Origin of the sequence: Pseudomonas sp. NY11955, from assembly GCF_048068035.1 — a bacterium.
Lineage (GTDB): Bacteria > Pseudomonadota > Gammaproteobacteria > Pseudomonadales > Pseudomonadaceae > Aquipseudomonas.
Genome location: NZ_JBLUPS010000005.1, coordinates 24485 through 39059, shown reverse-complemented (window position 1 = coordinate 39059; position 14575 = coordinate 24485). Strand labels below are relative to the sequence as shown.

Annotated in this window: 13 protein-coding genes and 1 pseudogene; 8 read left to right on the top strand and 6 right to left on the bottom strand. The window is 63.5% G+C overall.

What is annotated here, in order from left to right:
* Nucleotides 1–180: 180 nt before the first annotated feature.
* The 3 genes from ACNFBR_RS11020 (at nucleotide 181) to trmA (ending at nucleotide 4089) form a co-directional block, all read left to right on the top strand.
* Nucleotides 181–1401, top strand: coding sequence for an MFS transporter (locus tag ACNFBR_RS11020; RefSeq protein WP_416734956.1), 1221 nt, complete (start codon nucleotides 181–183; stop codon nucleotides 1399–1401).
* A gap of 310 nt (nucleotides 1402–1711) precedes the next feature.
* Nucleotides 1712–3007, top strand: coding sequence for an NCS2 family permease (locus tag ACNFBR_RS11015; RefSeq protein WP_056801600.1), 1296 nt, complete (start codon nucleotides 1712–1714; stop codon nucleotides 3005–3007).
* Complete coding sequence (trmA, locus tag ACNFBR_RS11010; RefSeq protein ID WP_416734955.1) at nucleotides 3004–4089, top strand: tRNA (uridine(54)-C5)-methyltransferase TrmA; 1086 nt, start codon at nucleotides 3004–3006, stop codon at nucleotides 4087–4089. The genes ACNFBR_RS11015 and trmA overlap by 4 nt, the downstream gene beginning before the upstream one ends.
* A 127-nt stretch (nucleotides 4090–4216) precedes the next feature.
* Here trmA and pcaG read toward each other — a convergent pair whose 3' ends face one another.
* Both pcaG and pcaH read right to left on the bottom strand, forming a co-directional pair.
* Nucleotides 4217–4822, bottom strand: a complete 606-nt coding sequence (gene pcaG / locus ACNFBR_RS11005) for a protocatechuate 3,4-dioxygenase subunit alpha (protein WP_012274187.1) — start codon at nucleotides 4820–4822, stop codon at nucleotides 4217–4219.
* A gap of 10 nt (nucleotides 4823–4832) precedes the next feature.
* On the bottom strand, nucleotides 4833–5552 hold the full coding sequence (pcaH, locus tag ACNFBR_RS11000) for a protocatechuate 3,4-dioxygenase subunit beta (protein ID WP_012274188.1): 720 nt from the start codon (nucleotides 5550–5552) through the stop codon (nucleotides 4833–4835).
* Nucleotides 5553–5752: 200 nt separating this feature from the next.
* Here pcaH and ACNFBR_RS10995 point away from each other — a divergent pair, with 200 nt between their 5' ends.
* The 3 genes and pseudogenes from ACNFBR_RS10995 (at nucleotide 5753) to ACNFBR_RS10985 (ending at nucleotide 8844) form a co-directional block, all read left to right on the top strand.
* Entirely contained in the window at nucleotides 5753–6643 is an 891-nt protein-coding gene (locus tag ACNFBR_RS10995) for a neutral zinc metallopeptidase (protein WP_416734954.1), read from the top strand.
* 281 nt (nucleotides 6644–6924) lie between these two features.
* Nucleotides 6925–7989 (top strand): annotated as a pseudogene (locus tag ACNFBR_RS10990) (methyl-accepting chemotaxis protein); the annotation flags it as partial.
* The gene (locus ACNFBR_RS10985) at nucleotides 7981–8844 is read left to right on the top strand and encodes a methyl-accepting chemotaxis protein (protein ID WP_416735250.1); all 864 of its coding nucleotides are present in this window, start codon (nucleotides 7981–7983) and stop codon (nucleotides 8842–8844) included. The pseudogene ACNFBR_RS10990 and the gene ACNFBR_RS10985, both read left to right, overlap by 9 nt.
* A gap of 134 nt (nucleotides 8845–8978) precedes the next feature.
* On the opposite strand, the gene ggt is transcribed toward ACNFBR_RS10985, so the two are convergent.
* The 3 genes from ggt to ACNFBR_RS10970 all read right to left on the bottom strand — a co-directional run bounded on the left by ggt (nucleotide 8979) and on the right by ACNFBR_RS10970 (nucleotide 12357).
* The gene (gene ggt, locus ACNFBR_RS10980; protein WP_416734953.1) at nucleotides 8979–10646 is read right to left on the bottom strand and encodes a gamma-glutamyltransferase; all 1668 of its coding nucleotides are present in this window, start codon (nucleotides 10644–10646) and stop codon (nucleotides 8979–8981) included.
* A 117-nt stretch (nucleotides 10647–10763) separates the two neighbouring features.
* Nucleotides 10764–11660, bottom strand: coding sequence for a LysR family transcriptional regulator (locus ACNFBR_RS10975; RefSeq protein ID WP_416734952.1), 897 nt, complete (start codon nucleotides 11658–11660; stop codon nucleotides 10764–10766).
* A 106-nt stretch (nucleotides 11661–11766) separates the two neighbouring features.
* Entirely contained in the window at nucleotides 11767–12357 is a 591-nt protein-coding gene (locus tag ACNFBR_RS10970; protein ID WP_416734951.1) for an NAD(P)H-dependent oxidoreductase, read from the bottom strand.
* A 163-nt stretch (nucleotides 12358–12520) separates the two neighbouring features.
* On the opposite strand from ACNFBR_RS10970, the gene ACNFBR_RS10965 reads away from it, so the two are divergent.
* Nucleotides 12521–12835, top strand: coding sequence for a putative quinol monooxygenase (locus tag ACNFBR_RS10965; protein ID WP_416734950.1), 315 nt, complete (start codon nucleotides 12521–12523; stop codon nucleotides 12833–12835).
* Here the strand turns inward: ACNFBR_RS10965 and ACNFBR_RS10960 are convergent.
* Nucleotides 12825–13589 (bottom strand): sulfite exporter TauE/SafE family protein, encoded by a 765-nt coding sequence (locus ACNFBR_RS10960; protein ID WP_416734949.1) that lies wholly within the window; start codon nucleotides 13587–13589, stop codon nucleotides 12825–12827. The genes ACNFBR_RS10965 and ACNFBR_RS10960 overlap by 11 nt on opposite strands.
* A gap of 77 nt (nucleotides 13590–13666) precedes the next feature.
* Here ACNFBR_RS10960 and ACNFBR_RS10955 point away from each other — a divergent pair, with 77 nt between their 5' ends.
* Entirely contained in the window at nucleotides 13667–14551 is an 885-nt protein-coding gene (locus ACNFBR_RS10955) for a LysR substrate-binding domain-containing protein (RefSeq protein WP_416734948.1), read from the top strand.
* Nucleotides 14552–14575: the final 24 nt, after the last annotated feature.

Sequence of the window (14575 nt, the reverse complement as noted above, 5' to 3'; positions counted from 1 at the left end):
TGCTAGGAAGCATAGTCCCGAATGGCCCGGCGGGCCGTGTGGTTGATTGCCGCGTGACCAGTTGCCCCACCCTCTTTCACAACGCGTGAAAAAGTGCCGACCTGGGCAAACAGTAACCGTTTGTTACAAACAGATGATACGCTGCGCACCCCTCTACTGCGCCGAGGCCCCTGGTTTCCGATGTCCGATTCCGCACCGCAGTTGTTGCGTCACCACCGCCCTTTCCTGGCCTTCTGGCTGGCCCGTGTGTTCACCGCAAGCGGCTTCCAGATGCTCACTGTGGCCATTGGCTGGCACCTCTATCAGTTGACCGGCAATGTGCTGGACCTGGGCCTGGTCGGCCTGGTCGAGTTCGCCCCACGGGTGCTGTTCATGCTGCACACCGGGCATGTCGCCGACCGCTATGACCGGCGCAAGGTCGCCGCCCTGTGCCAGAGCCTGCAGGGGCTGATTGCCCTGGCGCTGGCGGTGGGCAGCGCTACCGACAACGTCACCCGCGAACTGATTTTCGGCCTGGCCTTCCTGCTCGGTGCCACCCGCTCGTTCGAAATGCCGGCCACCCAGGCACTGCTGCCCAATGTGGTGCCGCCCGGGCTGTTCCCACGGGCTGTGGCGGCTTCGGCATCGGCCACCCAATCGGCAACCATCGTGGCGCCGGCGGTGGGCGGTTTCCTGTATGCCTTCGGCAGTATCTGGGTGTACGGCCCCACCGTGGCCCTGTACGCCATCGCCTGCGTGCTGACCCTGAGCCTGCAGGCGCGCGGCCAGGTCGCCCAGCGCGGGCGCGCCAGCATCGAGTCGCTGCTGGCCGGCATCCGCTTCATCCGCAGCCGGCCCGACATTCTCGGTGCCATCTCGCTGGACCTGTTCGCCGTTTTGCTGGGGGGTGCCACCGCGCTGCTGCCGGTATTCGCCAAGGACATCCTGCTGACCGGCCCGATGGGCCTTGGCCTGCTGCGCTCGGCGCCAGCGGTGGGGGCGTTGCTGATGTCGCTGTGGCTGGCGCGTTTCCCGTTCGAGCGCAATGTCGGGCGCACCATGTTCACGGCGGTCGGCGTGTTCGGCGTGGCCACCATCGCCTTCGGCCTGTCGACCTCGTTCTGGTTCTCGTTGGCGGTATTGGTGGTGCTGGGCGCGGCGGACATGATCAGCATGGTGATTCGCAGTTCGTTCGTGCAGTTGGAGACCCCGGATGAAATGCGCGGGCGGGTGAGCGCGGTGAACGGCTTGTTCATCGGTGCCTCGAACCAGCTCGGCGAGTTCGAATCGGGGGTGACCGCGCACTGGTTTGGCACAGTGCCGGCGGTGGTGCTAGGCGGGGTGGGCACGCTTCTAGTGACGGGGGTGTGGATAAAACTGTTCCCGACACTGGCCAAGCGGGATCGGTTGCATAACAACTGAAGGGTTGGCCTCAAGCCCTGCGCTGACTCTTGTAGGAGCAGCCTTGCGCTGCGAAGAGGCCGGTCTGACTAAAGATTCATTATGGCAGTAAGGGCCTCTTCGCAGCACAAGGCTGCTCCTACAAGAGTCAGCGCAGGCTTTGCGGGGATTGGAAAAACCCATCCCCAACGGCCATAGGCCCCCGCCATCCATGCTGGTATGATGCGCGGCTTTTTTCCTCCCCACACAAAACCACGGCAACCGGTACGGTCTGTGCTTTGCTGATGGGGTCGATACATTCATGGCGCCGGGGGCGCCTTGGGGAGCGGGCATGCTGGAAAGGCTGTTTCAACTAAGAGCACACAACACCAACGTGCGCACCGAGATTCTCGCGGGCGTCACCACCTTCCTGGCCATGGCCTACATCCTGTTCGTCAACCCGAGCATCCTCGGCGAGACCGGCATGGACAAAGGGGCGATCTTCGTCGCCACCTGCCTGGCAGCGGCCATCGGCTCCACCACCATGGGCCTGATCGCCAACTACCCGATCGCCCTGGCGCCGGGCATGGGCCTGAACGCGTTCTTCACCTACACCGTGGTGCTGCACATGGGCCACACCTGGCAGGTGGCGCTGGGCGCGGTATTCCTGTCGGCGGTGATGTTCTTCCTGCTGTCGATCTTCCGCATTCGCGAATGGATCGTGAACAGCATCCCGCTGCCGCTGCGTTCGGCGATCGCAGCCGGTATCGGCCTGTTCCTGGCGCTGATCGCCCTGCATAACGCTGGCATCGTCGTCGATAACCCAGCCACTCTGGTAGGCCTGGGCGATCTCAAGCAACCCGCACCGATCCTCGCCACCCTGGGCTTCTTCCTGATCGTCGGCCTGGAGTCGCTGAAAGTGCGCGGCGCCGTGCTGATCGGCATCCTGGCAGTGACCATCGCCTCGATCGTGATGGGCGTGACGCCGTTCGGCGGCATCGTCTCCATGCCGCCTTCGTTGGCGCCAACCTTCCTGCAATTGGATATCGCCGGCGCGCTGGACGTGGGCCTGGTCAGCGTGATCTTCGCTTTCCTGTTCGTCGACCTGTTCGACAACTCCGGCACCCTGATCGGCGTGGCCAAGCGCGCCGGGCTGATGGGCAAGGACGGCCATATGCCGAAAATGGGCCGCGCGCTGATCGCCGACAGCACCGCCGCCATGGCCGGTTCACTGCTGGGCACTTCGACCACCACCAGCTACATCGAGTCCGCAGCGGGCGTGAGCGCCGGTGGCCGCACCGGCCTGACCGCCATCGTGGTCGCCGTGCTGTTCCTGCTGGCGCTGTTCTTCGCCCCGTTGGCCGGTAGCGTGCCCGCCTTCGCCACCGCCCCGGCGCTGCTGTTCGTCGCGGTACTGATGGCTTCGGGCCTGGCGGAAATAAACTGGGACGACGTCACCGAAGCCGCGCCGGTGGTGGTGACCGCCCTGGCCATGCCGCTGACCTATTCGATCGCCAACGGCATCGCCTTCGGCTTCATCTCCTGGACCGCCGTCAAACTGATTTCCGGTCGCCACCGCGACCTGAACCCGGCCCTGGTGATCCTTTCCATCCTGTTCGTCATCAAGCTGGGCTGGTTCAACGCATGAGTGCTGCTTTCGACCCTTCCTCCTACGCCACCCAGCTGGATGCCAAGGTAGCCCGGCTGCGCGAGCTGCTGGCACCGTTCGGCGCGCCGGAACCGGCTGTTTTCGACTCGCCGCGCGAGCATTATCGCCTGCGCGCCGAGTTCCGCCTGTGGCGCGAAGATGGCCAGCGCCACTACGCCATGTTCGCCCCAGGCGAGAAGCACAAGGCGATCCTGATCGACGACTTCCCCATTGCCAGCCAGCGCATCAATGCACTGATGCCGCGCCTGAAGGCGGCTTGGCAGGCCAGCGAGGAACTGGGCAACCGCCTGTTCCAGGTGGAGTTCCTGACCACCCTGGCCGGCGATGCGATGATTACCATGTGCTACCACCGCCCGCTGGACGAGGCGTGGGAAGTGGCCGCACGGCAACTGGCCGAAGCACTGGGCGTCAGCGTGATTGGCCGCTCCAAGGGCAAGCGCCTGGTGATCGGTCGCGACTATGCGGTGGAAAAGCTCGACGTGGCCGGCCGGGTGTTCAGCTATCGCCAGCCGGAAGGCGCGTTCACCCAACCCAACGGTGCGGTGAACCAGAAGATGCTGAGCTGGGCTTTCGAGGCCATTGGCGAGCGTGAGGACGACCTGCTTGAGCTGTACTGCGGCAACGGCAACTTCACCCTGCCGCTGGCCACCCGCGTACGCAAAGTACTGGCTACCGAAATCAGCAAGACGTCGGTCAATGCCGCATTGAGCAACCTCGACGAGAACGCTGTGGATAACGTGCGTTTGGTGCGTTTGTCGGCAGAGGAGCTGACTCAGGCGCTGAATGAAGTGCGGCCGTTCCGTCGCCTGGAAGGCATCGACCTGAAAAGCTATGAGTTCGGTACGGTGTTCGTCGACCCGCCGCGAGCGGGGATGGACCCGGATACCTGCGAGCTGACCCGGCGATTCGAGCGGATTCTATACATCTCGTGCAACCCGGAAACGCTGGCGGCGAACATCGCCCAGTTGCAGGACACGCACCGCATCGAGCGTTGTGCGCTGTTTGACCAGTTCCCCTATACCCACCATATGGAGAGTGGGGTGCTGCTGGTTCGGCGTTAACTGAATAGACCGCTGGGGCCGCGTTGCGGCCCATTCGCGGCACAAGGCCGCTCCTACAGGGGAACGCGATCCTCTGTAGGAGCGGCCTTGTGCCGCGAATGGGCTGCAAAGCAGCCCCCGGCCCTACTCAGAAGTCGAAGAACACTGTCTCCCCTTCCCCCTGAATACGGATATCAAAGCGATACGCCGTCTTCCCGTCCACCTCGCATCGCTTGGCAATCAACGTCTCACGCCGCTGCGGCTGCTCGATCAGGTTGAGCACCGGGCATTTGGCATTGGCCTGGGCCTCATCATCGAAATACAGGCGCGTGTGCAAGTGGATATTGATGCCACGGGCAAACAGGCTGATGTTGATATGCGGCGCCATCGGCACGCCAGCAGCGTTGTTCACCACCCCCGGCTTGACCGTGTGCAGCGTCCACTCACCGGCATCGAAGGTGGTAGCGGTGCGGCCAAAGCTGTTGAAGGCGTTTTCCAGGTTGTAGGCATCCTGGTACTCGCCATTGGCGTCGGCCTGCCACACCTCCAGGAACGAATCGCGCACCAGGTGGCCGTTACCGTCGTATACCTGGCCGATCAGCAGAATGTGCTCGCCCGGCGCGTCAGGTTTGGCCAGGCGGTTCCAGATTTCCTGGTCACGGGTCGGGTTACCGGCCGCTTCCAGGGCCAGGCCGATGTGCACATAGGGGCCGGCAGTCTGCGAAGGGGTTTCCGGCAGCAGTTCGATTGGCATGGCGGGGTCCTCAGCAGTTTTCGAAGTGGGTCTTGCGCTGGCCGCGCAGCACGATGTCGAAGCGATAGGCCAGGCAGTCCATCGGGTTGGCGTTGCTCATGTCGAGCTTGGCGATCAACTGCTGTACGGCTTCAGGGTTGGCGATCGACTTGACGATCGGGCACATCGGGATCAGCGGGTCACCCTCGAAATACAACTGGGTAATCAGCTTGGTGGCGATCGACGGGCCGCTGATGGCGAAGTGGATATGCGCCGGACGCCAGTCGTTCGGGCCGTTGCGCCATGGGTACGGGCCCGGCTTGATGGTGCGGAAGCTGTAGTAGCCGTCGCGGTCGGTCAGGCAGCGGCCAACGCCACCGAAATTCGGGTCCAGCGGTGCCAGGTAGCGGTCGTTCTTGTGGCGGTAGCGGCCACCGGCGTTGGCTTGCCACATTTCCACCAGGGTGTTCGGCACAGGCTTGCCGTACTGGTCGACGACACGACCGGCGACGATGATGCGCTCGCCAATCGGCAAGCCACCGTTGTTGAAGTTCAGCAGCAGGTCATGGTCGTGGGTACCGAAACCCAGGTGGGAAAAGTCCGGGCCGGTGGTTTCGCTGATCGACTGCGGAATGCTGACCAGTGCCTGGCGCGGCGAGCGGGCAATGGACGTCTTGTAGTCAGGCGTAAGGGCTTTGGGGTGCCAGTTGCGATCACGGATCACGAAGCGGCTGTTGTCCTGGGCGGGCATGCCGATTTCCTCTCTTGGAATTATGAGAACGCCTGGGCGTGGCAGGCGGACTTACAGTTTCCGGCAGGTCACGCACGATGAATATTGAAATCGACCACTCCAAACATAACCATATGGTTATGTATAAGCACTTTGCCCTGACACCCGTCGCTGTCGTGAACTAATCTTTGTCTTCTTGTTTCACGCTCTGGAGAGCACACATGGAATGGCGAAAAGGCCGACGCAGCGACAACGTGGTCGATGCCCGAGGCGAAGGTGGCGGTGGCGGCGGCATGCGTTTTGGCGGCGGTAAAGGGTTGGGCCTTGGGGCGATTCTGTTGATCGTCGGCATCGGCTGGCTTACCGGCCAGGACCCTTTGCAGATTCTTGGCCAACTCGCCGGTCAGATGGAACAGCAGCAGCAAACAGCCCCCAGTGGTGCGGGCGGCAAGGCCCCCCCGGCCAACGACCAGCAGGCCGATTTTGTCGCCTCGATCCTGGGCGATACCGAAGACACCTGGAAGGCTCTGTTCGCCGAGGCTGGCAAGCAGTACCGCGACCCCAAGCTGGTGCTGTTCAGCGGCCAGGTCAATTCGGCGTGTGGTTTCGCCTCGGCGGCGGTCGGGCCGTTCTATTGCCCGGCGGACCAGCGCGTGTACCTGGACATGTCGTTCTTCCGCGAAATGGAAACTCGTTTCGCCGCCGCCGGCGACTTCGCCCAGGCCTACGTGATCGCCCATGAAATCGGCCACCATGTGCAGACACTGCTTGGCGTTTCGGCCAAGGTCGATGCCGCACGTCGCAGCGGCCAACGCATGGAGGGCGACAACGGCCTGTTGGTGCGCCAGGAGTTGCAGGCCGACTGCCTGGCCGGGGTATGGGCCTACCAGGCACAGAAGCGCCTGAACTGGCTGGAGCCCGGTGATGTCGAGGAAGCGCTGAATGCGGCCAATGCCATTGGCGATGACCGCCTGCAACAGCAAGGCCGCGGGCGTGTAGTGCCAGACTCGTTCACCCACGGCACCTCCGCGCAGCGGGTGCGCTGGTTCAAGACCGGGTTCGCCGAAGGCGAGGTGAACCGCTGCGATACCTTCAGCGCACGTAATCTCTGACGCCACACCCAGCAGGCTGGCTCGGTCATTGTAGGAGCGGCTTTAGCCGCGAACACCGGCAAAGCCGGTGCCATGCACCGCGTCGCCTGCTTCGCGGGTAAACCCGCTCCTACAAAGGAGCGCGGGAGTCAACGTAAGTCCGCGTGCTGTTTTTTGCTGAAAAAGCGTTTCAGCTTCCCAAATCATTGCCGATAACCCCTGCACGAGTCAGCGGGCATCCAGAACAAGAAAGCCTGGCGATCGAAGATCAAGAGAGCGAAATCTACTTCTGGAGAGCGTGCATGAACAGCTGGTTCGCCAACATCAGCGTCAACCTTAAACTCGGCCTGGGCTTCGGCCTGGTGCTGGTCCTCACCGGCCTGCTGGCCCTCACCGGCTGGACCAGCCTGGGCAGCCTGATCGACCGCAGCAACTGGATGGGCGATATCGGCCAGTTGAACAAGGACCTCACCGACCTGCGCATTGCGCGCCTGCAGTACATGATCGCCAACGGCGACGACACCGCCGCCGCCAACACCCAGGCCAAGCTGGACGCCTTCAGCAAGCAGCAGGCCTACCTGGCCCGCACCTTCAAAAGCCCGGAGAACATCAAGCTGCTGGGTGAGCTGGGCGAAACCATCAGCGCCTACAAGCTGTCGCTGAACAAGATGCGCCAGGGCTACGACGCCACCCGCGCCGCGCGCGTTACCATGGACAGCTCGGCCAGCCGCGCCGACCAGGCCATGGATGCGCTCAGCCAGGAGGTGATGGCTCGCCCGGAGGCCGACAGCGTGCGCCTGGCCCAATACCAACTGATCAGCAAAGCTCGCCAGCAGTTGCTGCAGGTGCGCATCGATGTACGTGGCTACATCGCCGACAACAGTAGCGCCAACGAGCAGGCCGCCCTGCGCCAGCTGGATGCGGCGCTGGCCGATATCGACAACCTCAAGCGCCAGCTGCCCGCCGAAGACGCCCGCCTGCAACAGTTCGAAAACTCGGTACTGGCCTACCGCGACGCCGTGCGCCAGTTCCGCGACGCGGTCGCCAACATCACCACCTCTCGCGCCGAGATGACCGTGCAGGGCGCCGATATCGTCAAGCGCAGCGATGCGCTGTACCAGATCCAGCTGCAGCGCCGTGACGTTGAGAGCACTCAGGCCCGCAGCCTGCAGGCCATCGCCACGCTGCTGGCGCTGCTGGTCGGTGTGCTGGCAGCGGTATTGATCACCCGCCAGATCACCCGGCCGTTGCACGACACCTTGGTGGCCGTGGAAAAAATCGCCAGCGGCGACCTTACCCAGCACATGCGCGTCACCCGCCGCGACGAACTGGGGGTGCTGCAGCAAGGCATCGCGCGCATGGGCACCACCCTGCGTGAGCTGATCAGCGGTATCCGCGATGGCGTCACCCAGATCGCCAGCGCCGCCGAAGAGCTGTCGGCGGTGACCGAACAGACCAGTGCCGGCGCCAACAGCCAGAAGGTCGAGACCGACCAGGTGGCCACCGCCATGCACGAGATGGCCGCCACCGTGCAGGAAGTGGCGCGCAATGCCGAGCAGGCCTCGCAAGCCGCCACCGGTGCCGATGGCGAAGCCCGTGCCGGCGACCGCGTGGTCGGCGAGGCGATTGGCCAGATCGAGCGCCTGGCCGAAGACATGCACCGCTCTACCGAGGCCATGAACCTGCTGCAGCAGGAAAGCCAGAAGATCGGCAGCGTGATGGACGTGATCAAGTCGGTGGCCGAGCAGACCAACCTGCTGGCGCTCAACGCGGCGATCGAGGCGGCGCGGGCCGGTGAGGCCGGGCGCGGCTTTGCGGTGGTCGCCGATGAAGTGCGCGGCCTGGCCCAGCGCACGCAGAAGTCCACCGAAGAGATCGAGGAGCTGATTGCCAGCCTGCAGCACGGCACCCAGCAAGTGGCCAGTGCCATGCAGGGCAGCCGTACCCTGACCGACAGCAGCGTCGAGCTGGCGCGCAAGGCCGGGGCCTCGCTGGAAAGCATTACCAGCACGGTGTCGAACATTCAGTCGATGAACCAGCAGATTGCCGCGGCGGCAGAGCAGCAGAGTGCGGTGGCTGAAGAAATCAGCCGCAGCATTCTGAATGTGCGTGATGTGTCGGAGCAGACGGCGGCGGCCAGTGACGAGACCGCGGCGTCGAGCGTTGAGCTGGCACGGTTGGGTGGCCAGTTGCAGACGCTGGTCAGCCAGTTCCGCGTCTGACCTTGAGATAGCATTCGCGGCGGTTCGACGCCTCGACAAGCTCGCTCCCACAGGAGTAGTGCAATCTTCAAATCTTGCACTGTACCTGTGGGAGCGGGCAAGCCCGCGAATGCGTCAGCACTGCCTACGCAAGATTACTTGACGATCATCCCTACCCCACGCCCACGCGGATCGGAAGCGGTCTCAAGCTTCGCCCCATCCACCCGGATCGCCTGGATATCGCCCATTTCCCAGCCCTGGTCCTCCAGCACGTAGCCCATCTTCTTCAGTTCATCCGCCACCGGCCCGGTCAGGGGCGCATAGGCGTCAAAGTAGATGGTGTCCTTGGGCAGCAGCTGATGGTGTACGCGCTGCGCCGCCACCGCCTTGTCTAGCGGCATGCCGTAGTCGTACAGGTTGTTCATCACCTGGAAGATCGAGGTAAAGATCCGCGAGCCACCCGGGGTGCCGATGACCAGTTCGACCTTGCCGTCACGGGTCATCAGGCTGGGGCTCATCGAAGACAGCATGCGCTTGCCCGGTTCGATGGCGTTGGCATCCCCACCCACCACGCCAAAGGCATTCGCCGCGCCCGGCTTGGCGCTGAAGTCGTCCATCTCGTCGTTGAGCAGGAAGCCGGCGCCCTTCACCACCACGCCACTGCCATAGTCGAGGTTGAGGGTGTAGGTGTTGCTGACCGCGTTGCCCTGCTTGTCGACGATGGAGAAGTGCGTGGTCTGGTGCGGCTCCAGGCCCGGTTTGACCTTGTCGGTGTCGGAAATGGCCTTCGCGTTGACCTGCGCGGCACGCTTGGCCAGGTAATCCTTGGCCACCAACTGATCCACCGGCACCTTGGTGAACGCCGGGTCGCCTAGGTAGTCGGCGCGGTCGGCGAACACTCGTTTCTCAATTTCGGCCAGCAGGTGGATGTACTGCGCCGAGTTGTGCGCCACCCCTTTGAAGTCCGCCGCACGGTCCTCCTTGATGCCCAGCAGTTGCGCGAGGGCAACGCCGCCAGAGCTGGGAGGCGGTGCGGTATAGACCACATTGCCACGCCAGCTGACGGCCATCGGCTCACGCCATACCGCCTTGTAGTCCTTCAGGTCCTCCTTGGTGATCAAGCCTTTGTCGGCTTGCATCTGCGCCACCAGCAGGTCGGCCGTCTTGCCTTGATAGAACTCGCTCACGCCCTTGTCGGCGATGCGCTCCAGGGTCTGGGCCATCTCCGGCTGCTTGAACAGCTCGCCGACCTTCATGTTGCCGAAGTAGTCGTTGAAGTTGGTCGCTGTCTTGAACATGCCCTGGGCATCGTTGCGGTACTGGTACTGTTTTTCCGCCACCTTGAAGCCGTTCTTGGCATAGCCGATGGCCGGGGTCAGCAACTCGCTCCAGGGCAGCTTGCCGAATTTCTGGTGCGCTTCCCACAGCCCCATCACCGTGCCGGGCACGCCAGCGGCGCGTACTCCAACCAGGCTGAGGTTCTCGATGACCTCGCCCTTGTCGTCCAGGTACATGTTGCGCGTGGCGGCCTTGGGCGCCACTTCGCGGTAGTCGAGGAAGTAAGGCTTGCCATCGACGAACAGGGTCATGAAGCCGCCGCCGCCGATGTTACCGGCCTCGGGGTAGGTCACCGCCAGGGTGAAGGCGGTGGCCACTGCCGCGTCTACTGCGTTGCCGCCCTTTTTCAGAATGTCGGCAGCTACCTGTGCACCATATTGATCGGGTGCAGCCACCGCACCGCCCTCCAGGGTGGCGGCGTAAACCGAGGAACAGCTCAGGGTCGCGGCTGCGAGAGCCAGGTACTGGAACGGGACAATACGCATGACACTTCCTTGGTGTTGTTTTTGTTGAGCAGTCAGTAAGGCCGAAGCGCTTCGACTGTGCAATCAACCGTAGGAAGTTTCGCCGCCAGTGGACAGGACTTGTCGCGTTCAGGCAACTCAGCAGGCGTAAATTGCCAGCTTGCGCTGGATGAAATCCAGGAAGCACTGGATGCGCAGCGCCAGCTGGGTGTTGCGGTAGTACACCGCGTGGATCGGCTGCCGGTAGCCGTTGTTGGCCTCGCTCAGCAGCACCTGCAGGCGACCGCTGCGGATGTCTTCATGGGTCATGAAGTGCGACAGGCTGACGATGCCCTCCCCGGCTAGTGCCAGCTGGCGCAGGGTCTCGCCGCTGGAGGCAATCAGCGCCGGGCGGATGCTGAAGCGGTCGCCCTGGGCGTGGCGTAGCGGCCAATGATTGAGCGACTCGGGCTGGCTGAAGCCGAGCAGGCAGTGGTTAGCCAGGTCCTCGACCCGCTGTGGCGTGCCGTGCTGCTCGAGGTAGGCCGGGCTGGCCAGCACCTGCACCGGGCTGCAACCCAGGTTGCGCGCATGCAGGCTGGAGTCGGCCAGCTCACCGATGCGGATCGCCACATCGGTGCTTTGCTCCAGCAGGTCGATGATCAGGTCGTCGGTGTTCAACTCCAGCTCGATGCCTGGGTACTGGCGGCGGAACTCGCCGATCCACGGCAGGATGGCATGCAGCATGAACGGCGCGGCGGCGTTGATGCGCAGACGACCGGTGGGGGTCTGGCGGTTCATCGACAGGCGCTCTTCCATCTCGTCCATCTGCTCCAGGATCAGCCGCGACCGCGCGAGGAAGAAACGGCCCTCTTCGGTGAGGTCCATGCGCCGGGTGGTGCGGTTGACCAGCGTGGTGCCCAGCTTGCCCTCCAGCCGCGACAGGGTGCGGCTGACGGCGGATGGGGTTTGGCCCATCTGCTCGGCGGCGGCGGAGATCGAGCCGCAGTCGATGACGGCGACGAATACCTGGAGTTCTTCGGATCGAGTTTTCACATCTGGGCCTGTGGCGGGTCTGTGCAAGGATTAGATAGCCGCTTGTCGAGGCCAAGTCCAGTGGTGCCTGTGTGGGCCTCTTCGCGGGCTCGCCCGCTCCCACAGCTTACTGTGCCTTGCCGAATACCTTTTCAAGATGCGCCTCATAGGCCGCCAACGCCGCCGGCACATCCGGGCGCTTCATCACATCCACCGCCAGGAAGGTCGGCAGGCCGGTCATGCCTAGGAACTGGTTGGCCTTGTGGAATGGGAAGTACACAGCATCCACGCCCTTGCCTTCAAAGAAATCGCTGGGGTCATCGAACGCCTGCTGCGGCGCGTTCCAGGTCAGCGACAGCATGTACTGCTTGCCGTGCACCAGGCCACCGCTACCGTACTTCTGCGAGTGGTCCGAACGGGTGCGGCCGTCATTGGCGTAGAGGCTGCCGTGGCCTGCGGTGAAGACTTCGTCGATGTACTTTTTCACCGTCCATGGCGCGCCCATCCACCAACCCGGCATCTGGTACACGATCACATCGGCCCAGAGGAATTTCTCCACCTCGGCCTGCACGTCGTAGCCACCGTCGATAAATGTCTGCTGCACGTCGAAACCGGCCCGGTCCAGATGGGCGATGGCCGCTTCGTGCAAGGTTGCATTGAGACGGCCGTCGGAGTGTGCGAACTGTTTACCACCATTGAGCAGAAGGATCTTTTTCATGCTGGCCTCCAGGGCCGAATCAAATATTCAGGCCGCCAGGTTAGAGGCTCGCGGGTGCGGGATACAGCAACGACGGGGCAAAATACAATTGATTTTAAGTCACGAATTAGCACTGCATTATTGCCGTAGAATCGGTTCACCAACCATCATCGAGTAGCACCCCATGAGTGAGCAGTTCGCCTTCATCCTCAAAGCCAAGACCCGCCCGGAAATGGCTGATGCGTTCGAAACCCTGTTCCGTTCCTACGTCGAGCCAAGCCGCCAGGAGCCGGGCTGCATCGAGTACCACATGCTGCGCGACCAGCAGGACCCAAGCCTGTTCGTGTTCTTCGAAGTGTGGGCCGACCAGGCCGCGCTGGACGTGCACTCGGCGCTGCCGCACATGACCGCGTTCTTCGAAAAGCGCATGGACTACCTGGAGCGCGATTTCGATATCCAGCGGGTCGCCATGCTCAGCGCATCATCCGCTAGCCGTTGATCAGCAGGTGGCCGCCCAGTACGGCCAGGCCGATGAAGAAACACCGCTTGAACAGCAGCGCGCTGATGCGCTGACGCATCCACTGCCCGGCCAACATGCCGAGCAAGGCTGGCCCCAGCATCAGCAGCGAAGCCCCTAACGCCTGGCCACCGAGGGCATCCTGCCCGGCCAGGCCCATGGCCAGGGCCAGGGTCGAAACCGTGAATGACAGGCCCAGGGCCTGGATCATCTGTTCGCGGCTCAGGCCCAGGCTCTGCAAGTAGGGCACTGCCGGCATCACGAACACCCCGGTGGCCGCCGTGACCACGCCGGTCACCAGCCCGCAAAGCGGCCCCAGCCAGCGCTCATGCCCCTGCGCTACCTGCAAACCTGGGCCAATCAGCCCGTACACCGCATACACCAGCAAGGCCGCACCCAGTGCGTGGACGGCCCATGGGCCGCTGTCGATACCCAACCAGGCACTACCCAGCAAGGTGCCTATGAAGATCGACGCCAACATCGGGCCTAGCCGCACCATCAACGCCCGAAGATGCCCACCACAGGCCAACTGCCAAAGGTTGGTGAGGGTCGAGGGCACGATCAGCAGCGCTGCAGCCTGCGCCGGAGGCATAGCCAGGCCCAGCAGGCCCATGGCGATGGTCGGCAGGCCCAGACCGATCACCCCTTTGACCGCGCCGGCCAGCAGGAAGGTCAGTACCACCAGCAGCGACAGCGCAGGCCCGATGTCTAGGTAGAAAGCGAGTAAGGTATTCATGCGCCAATGATGGCGTGTAGCGGGCAAGGTGAAAATCTGCCATACCATTAGCCAGACTCTTGTACAGACAGAGCCACATGCATTTCACCCTGATCGACCTGAAACTTTTCCAGCACACCCTGGAGTGCGGCAACATCACCGCCGGCGCCAGCCGCAGTCATCTGTCGCTGCCGGCCGCCAGTGCGCGCATCCGCGCCATGGAAGCATCGCTGGGCATCCCGTTGCTGGAGCGCAACCGCCGTGGTGTGCAGCCGACCCCGGCCGGCCAGGCGTTGTTGCAACATGCCCGCCTGATTGCACAGCAGGTCGAACGCCTGCAGTTCGACCTGAGCCAGTACGCACAGGGGCAGCAGGGCCAGGTACGCTTGCTGTGCAACACCGCGGCGCTCACGGAGTACTTGCCTGAGTTGCTGGCCCGGTACCTGGCGGAAAACCCAAGGGTCAGCGTGGATGTGCAGGAATTGCCGAGCCTGCGCATCGTGCACGCGATTGGCCAGGGGATGGCGGACCTGGGCATCGTGTCCACCGCTGCGCCGAGCGAGCACCTTCAGACCCGCACGTTTCGCGACGACCCGCTGGTGCTGGTGACACCGCTGGGCCACCCGCTTGCCAAACAGGTTGCACCCAGCTTCGTCGATAGCCTGGCGCATGGCTATGTCGGGCTGGGGGCCGCCAGTGCATTGGCGCTGTACCTGGAAGAACAGGCACTGCGGGAGGGGTTGCGTATGCAGGTGCGGGTGCGGGCCGAAGGGTTTGACGGGGTCATTCGCATGGTTGCCGGCGGTGCCGGGGTCGGGGTGGTGCCGCTGGCGGCGGTGAAGCGCTGGCAAGGGATGCTGCCGCTGCATTGGGTGGCCCTGGCGGAACCCTGGGCCAACCGCCGGTTGCTGGTGTGTGCACGGGACTTTGCGGCGTTGCCCGGGTATGCATCGGGGTTGGTTGAACGGTTGGTGGAAGCTTGAAGTTAATGCGCTACCTCTAATGTC

What these genes read in the sequence shown, in the direction of transcription:
- ACNFBR_RS10995 (WP_416734954.1), top strand. Translation starts at nt 5,753, where the DNA reads ATGGAATGGCGAAAAGGCCGACGCAGCGACAACGTGGTCGATGCCCGA.
- ACNFBR_RS11020 (WP_416734956.1), top strand. Translation starts at nt 181, where the DNA reads ATGTCCGATTCCGCACCGCAGTTGTTGCGTCACCACCGCCCTTTCCTG.
- ACNFBR_RS10970 (WP_416734951.1), bottom strand. Translation starts at nt 12,357, where the DNA reads ATGAAAAAGATCCTTCTGCTCAATGGTGGTAAACAGTTCGCACACTCC.
- pcaG (WP_012274187.1), bottom strand. Translation starts at nt 4,822, where the DNA reads ATGCCAATCGAACTGCTGCCGGAAACCCCTTCGCAGACTGCCGGCCCC.
- pcaH (WP_012274188.1), bottom strand. Translation starts at nt 5,552, where the DNA reads ATGCCCGCCCAGGACAACAGCCGCTTCGTGATCCGTGATCGCAACTGG.
- ACNFBR_RS10965 (WP_416734950.1), top strand. Translation starts at nt 12,521, where the DNA reads ATGAGTGAGCAGTTCGCCTTCATCCTCAAAGCCAAGACCCGCCCGGAA.
- ggt (WP_416734953.1), bottom strand. Translation starts at nt 10,646, where the DNA reads ATGCGTATTGTCCCGTTCCAGTACCTGGCTCTCGCAGCCGCGACCCTG.
- ACNFBR_RS10985 (WP_416735250.1), top strand. Translation starts at nt 7,981, where the DNA reads ATGGGCACCACCCTGCGTGAGCTGATCAGCGGTATCCGCGATGGCGTC.
- ACNFBR_RS10960 (WP_416734949.1), bottom strand. Translation starts at nt 13,589, where the DNA reads ATGAATACCTTACTCGCTTTCTACCTAGACATCGGGCCTGCGCTGTCG.
- ACNFBR_RS11015 (WP_056801600.1), top strand. Translation starts at nt 1,712, where the DNA reads ATGCTGGAAAGGCTGTTTCAACTAAGAGCACACAACACCAACGTGCGC.
- trmA (WP_416734955.1), top strand. Translation starts at nt 3,004, where the DNA reads ATGAGTGCTGCTTTCGACCCTTCCTCCTACGCCACCCAGCTGGATGCC.
- ACNFBR_RS10955 (WP_416734948.1), top strand. Translation starts at nt 13,667, where the DNA reads ATGCATTTCACCCTGATCGACCTGAAACTTTTCCAGCACACCCTGGAG.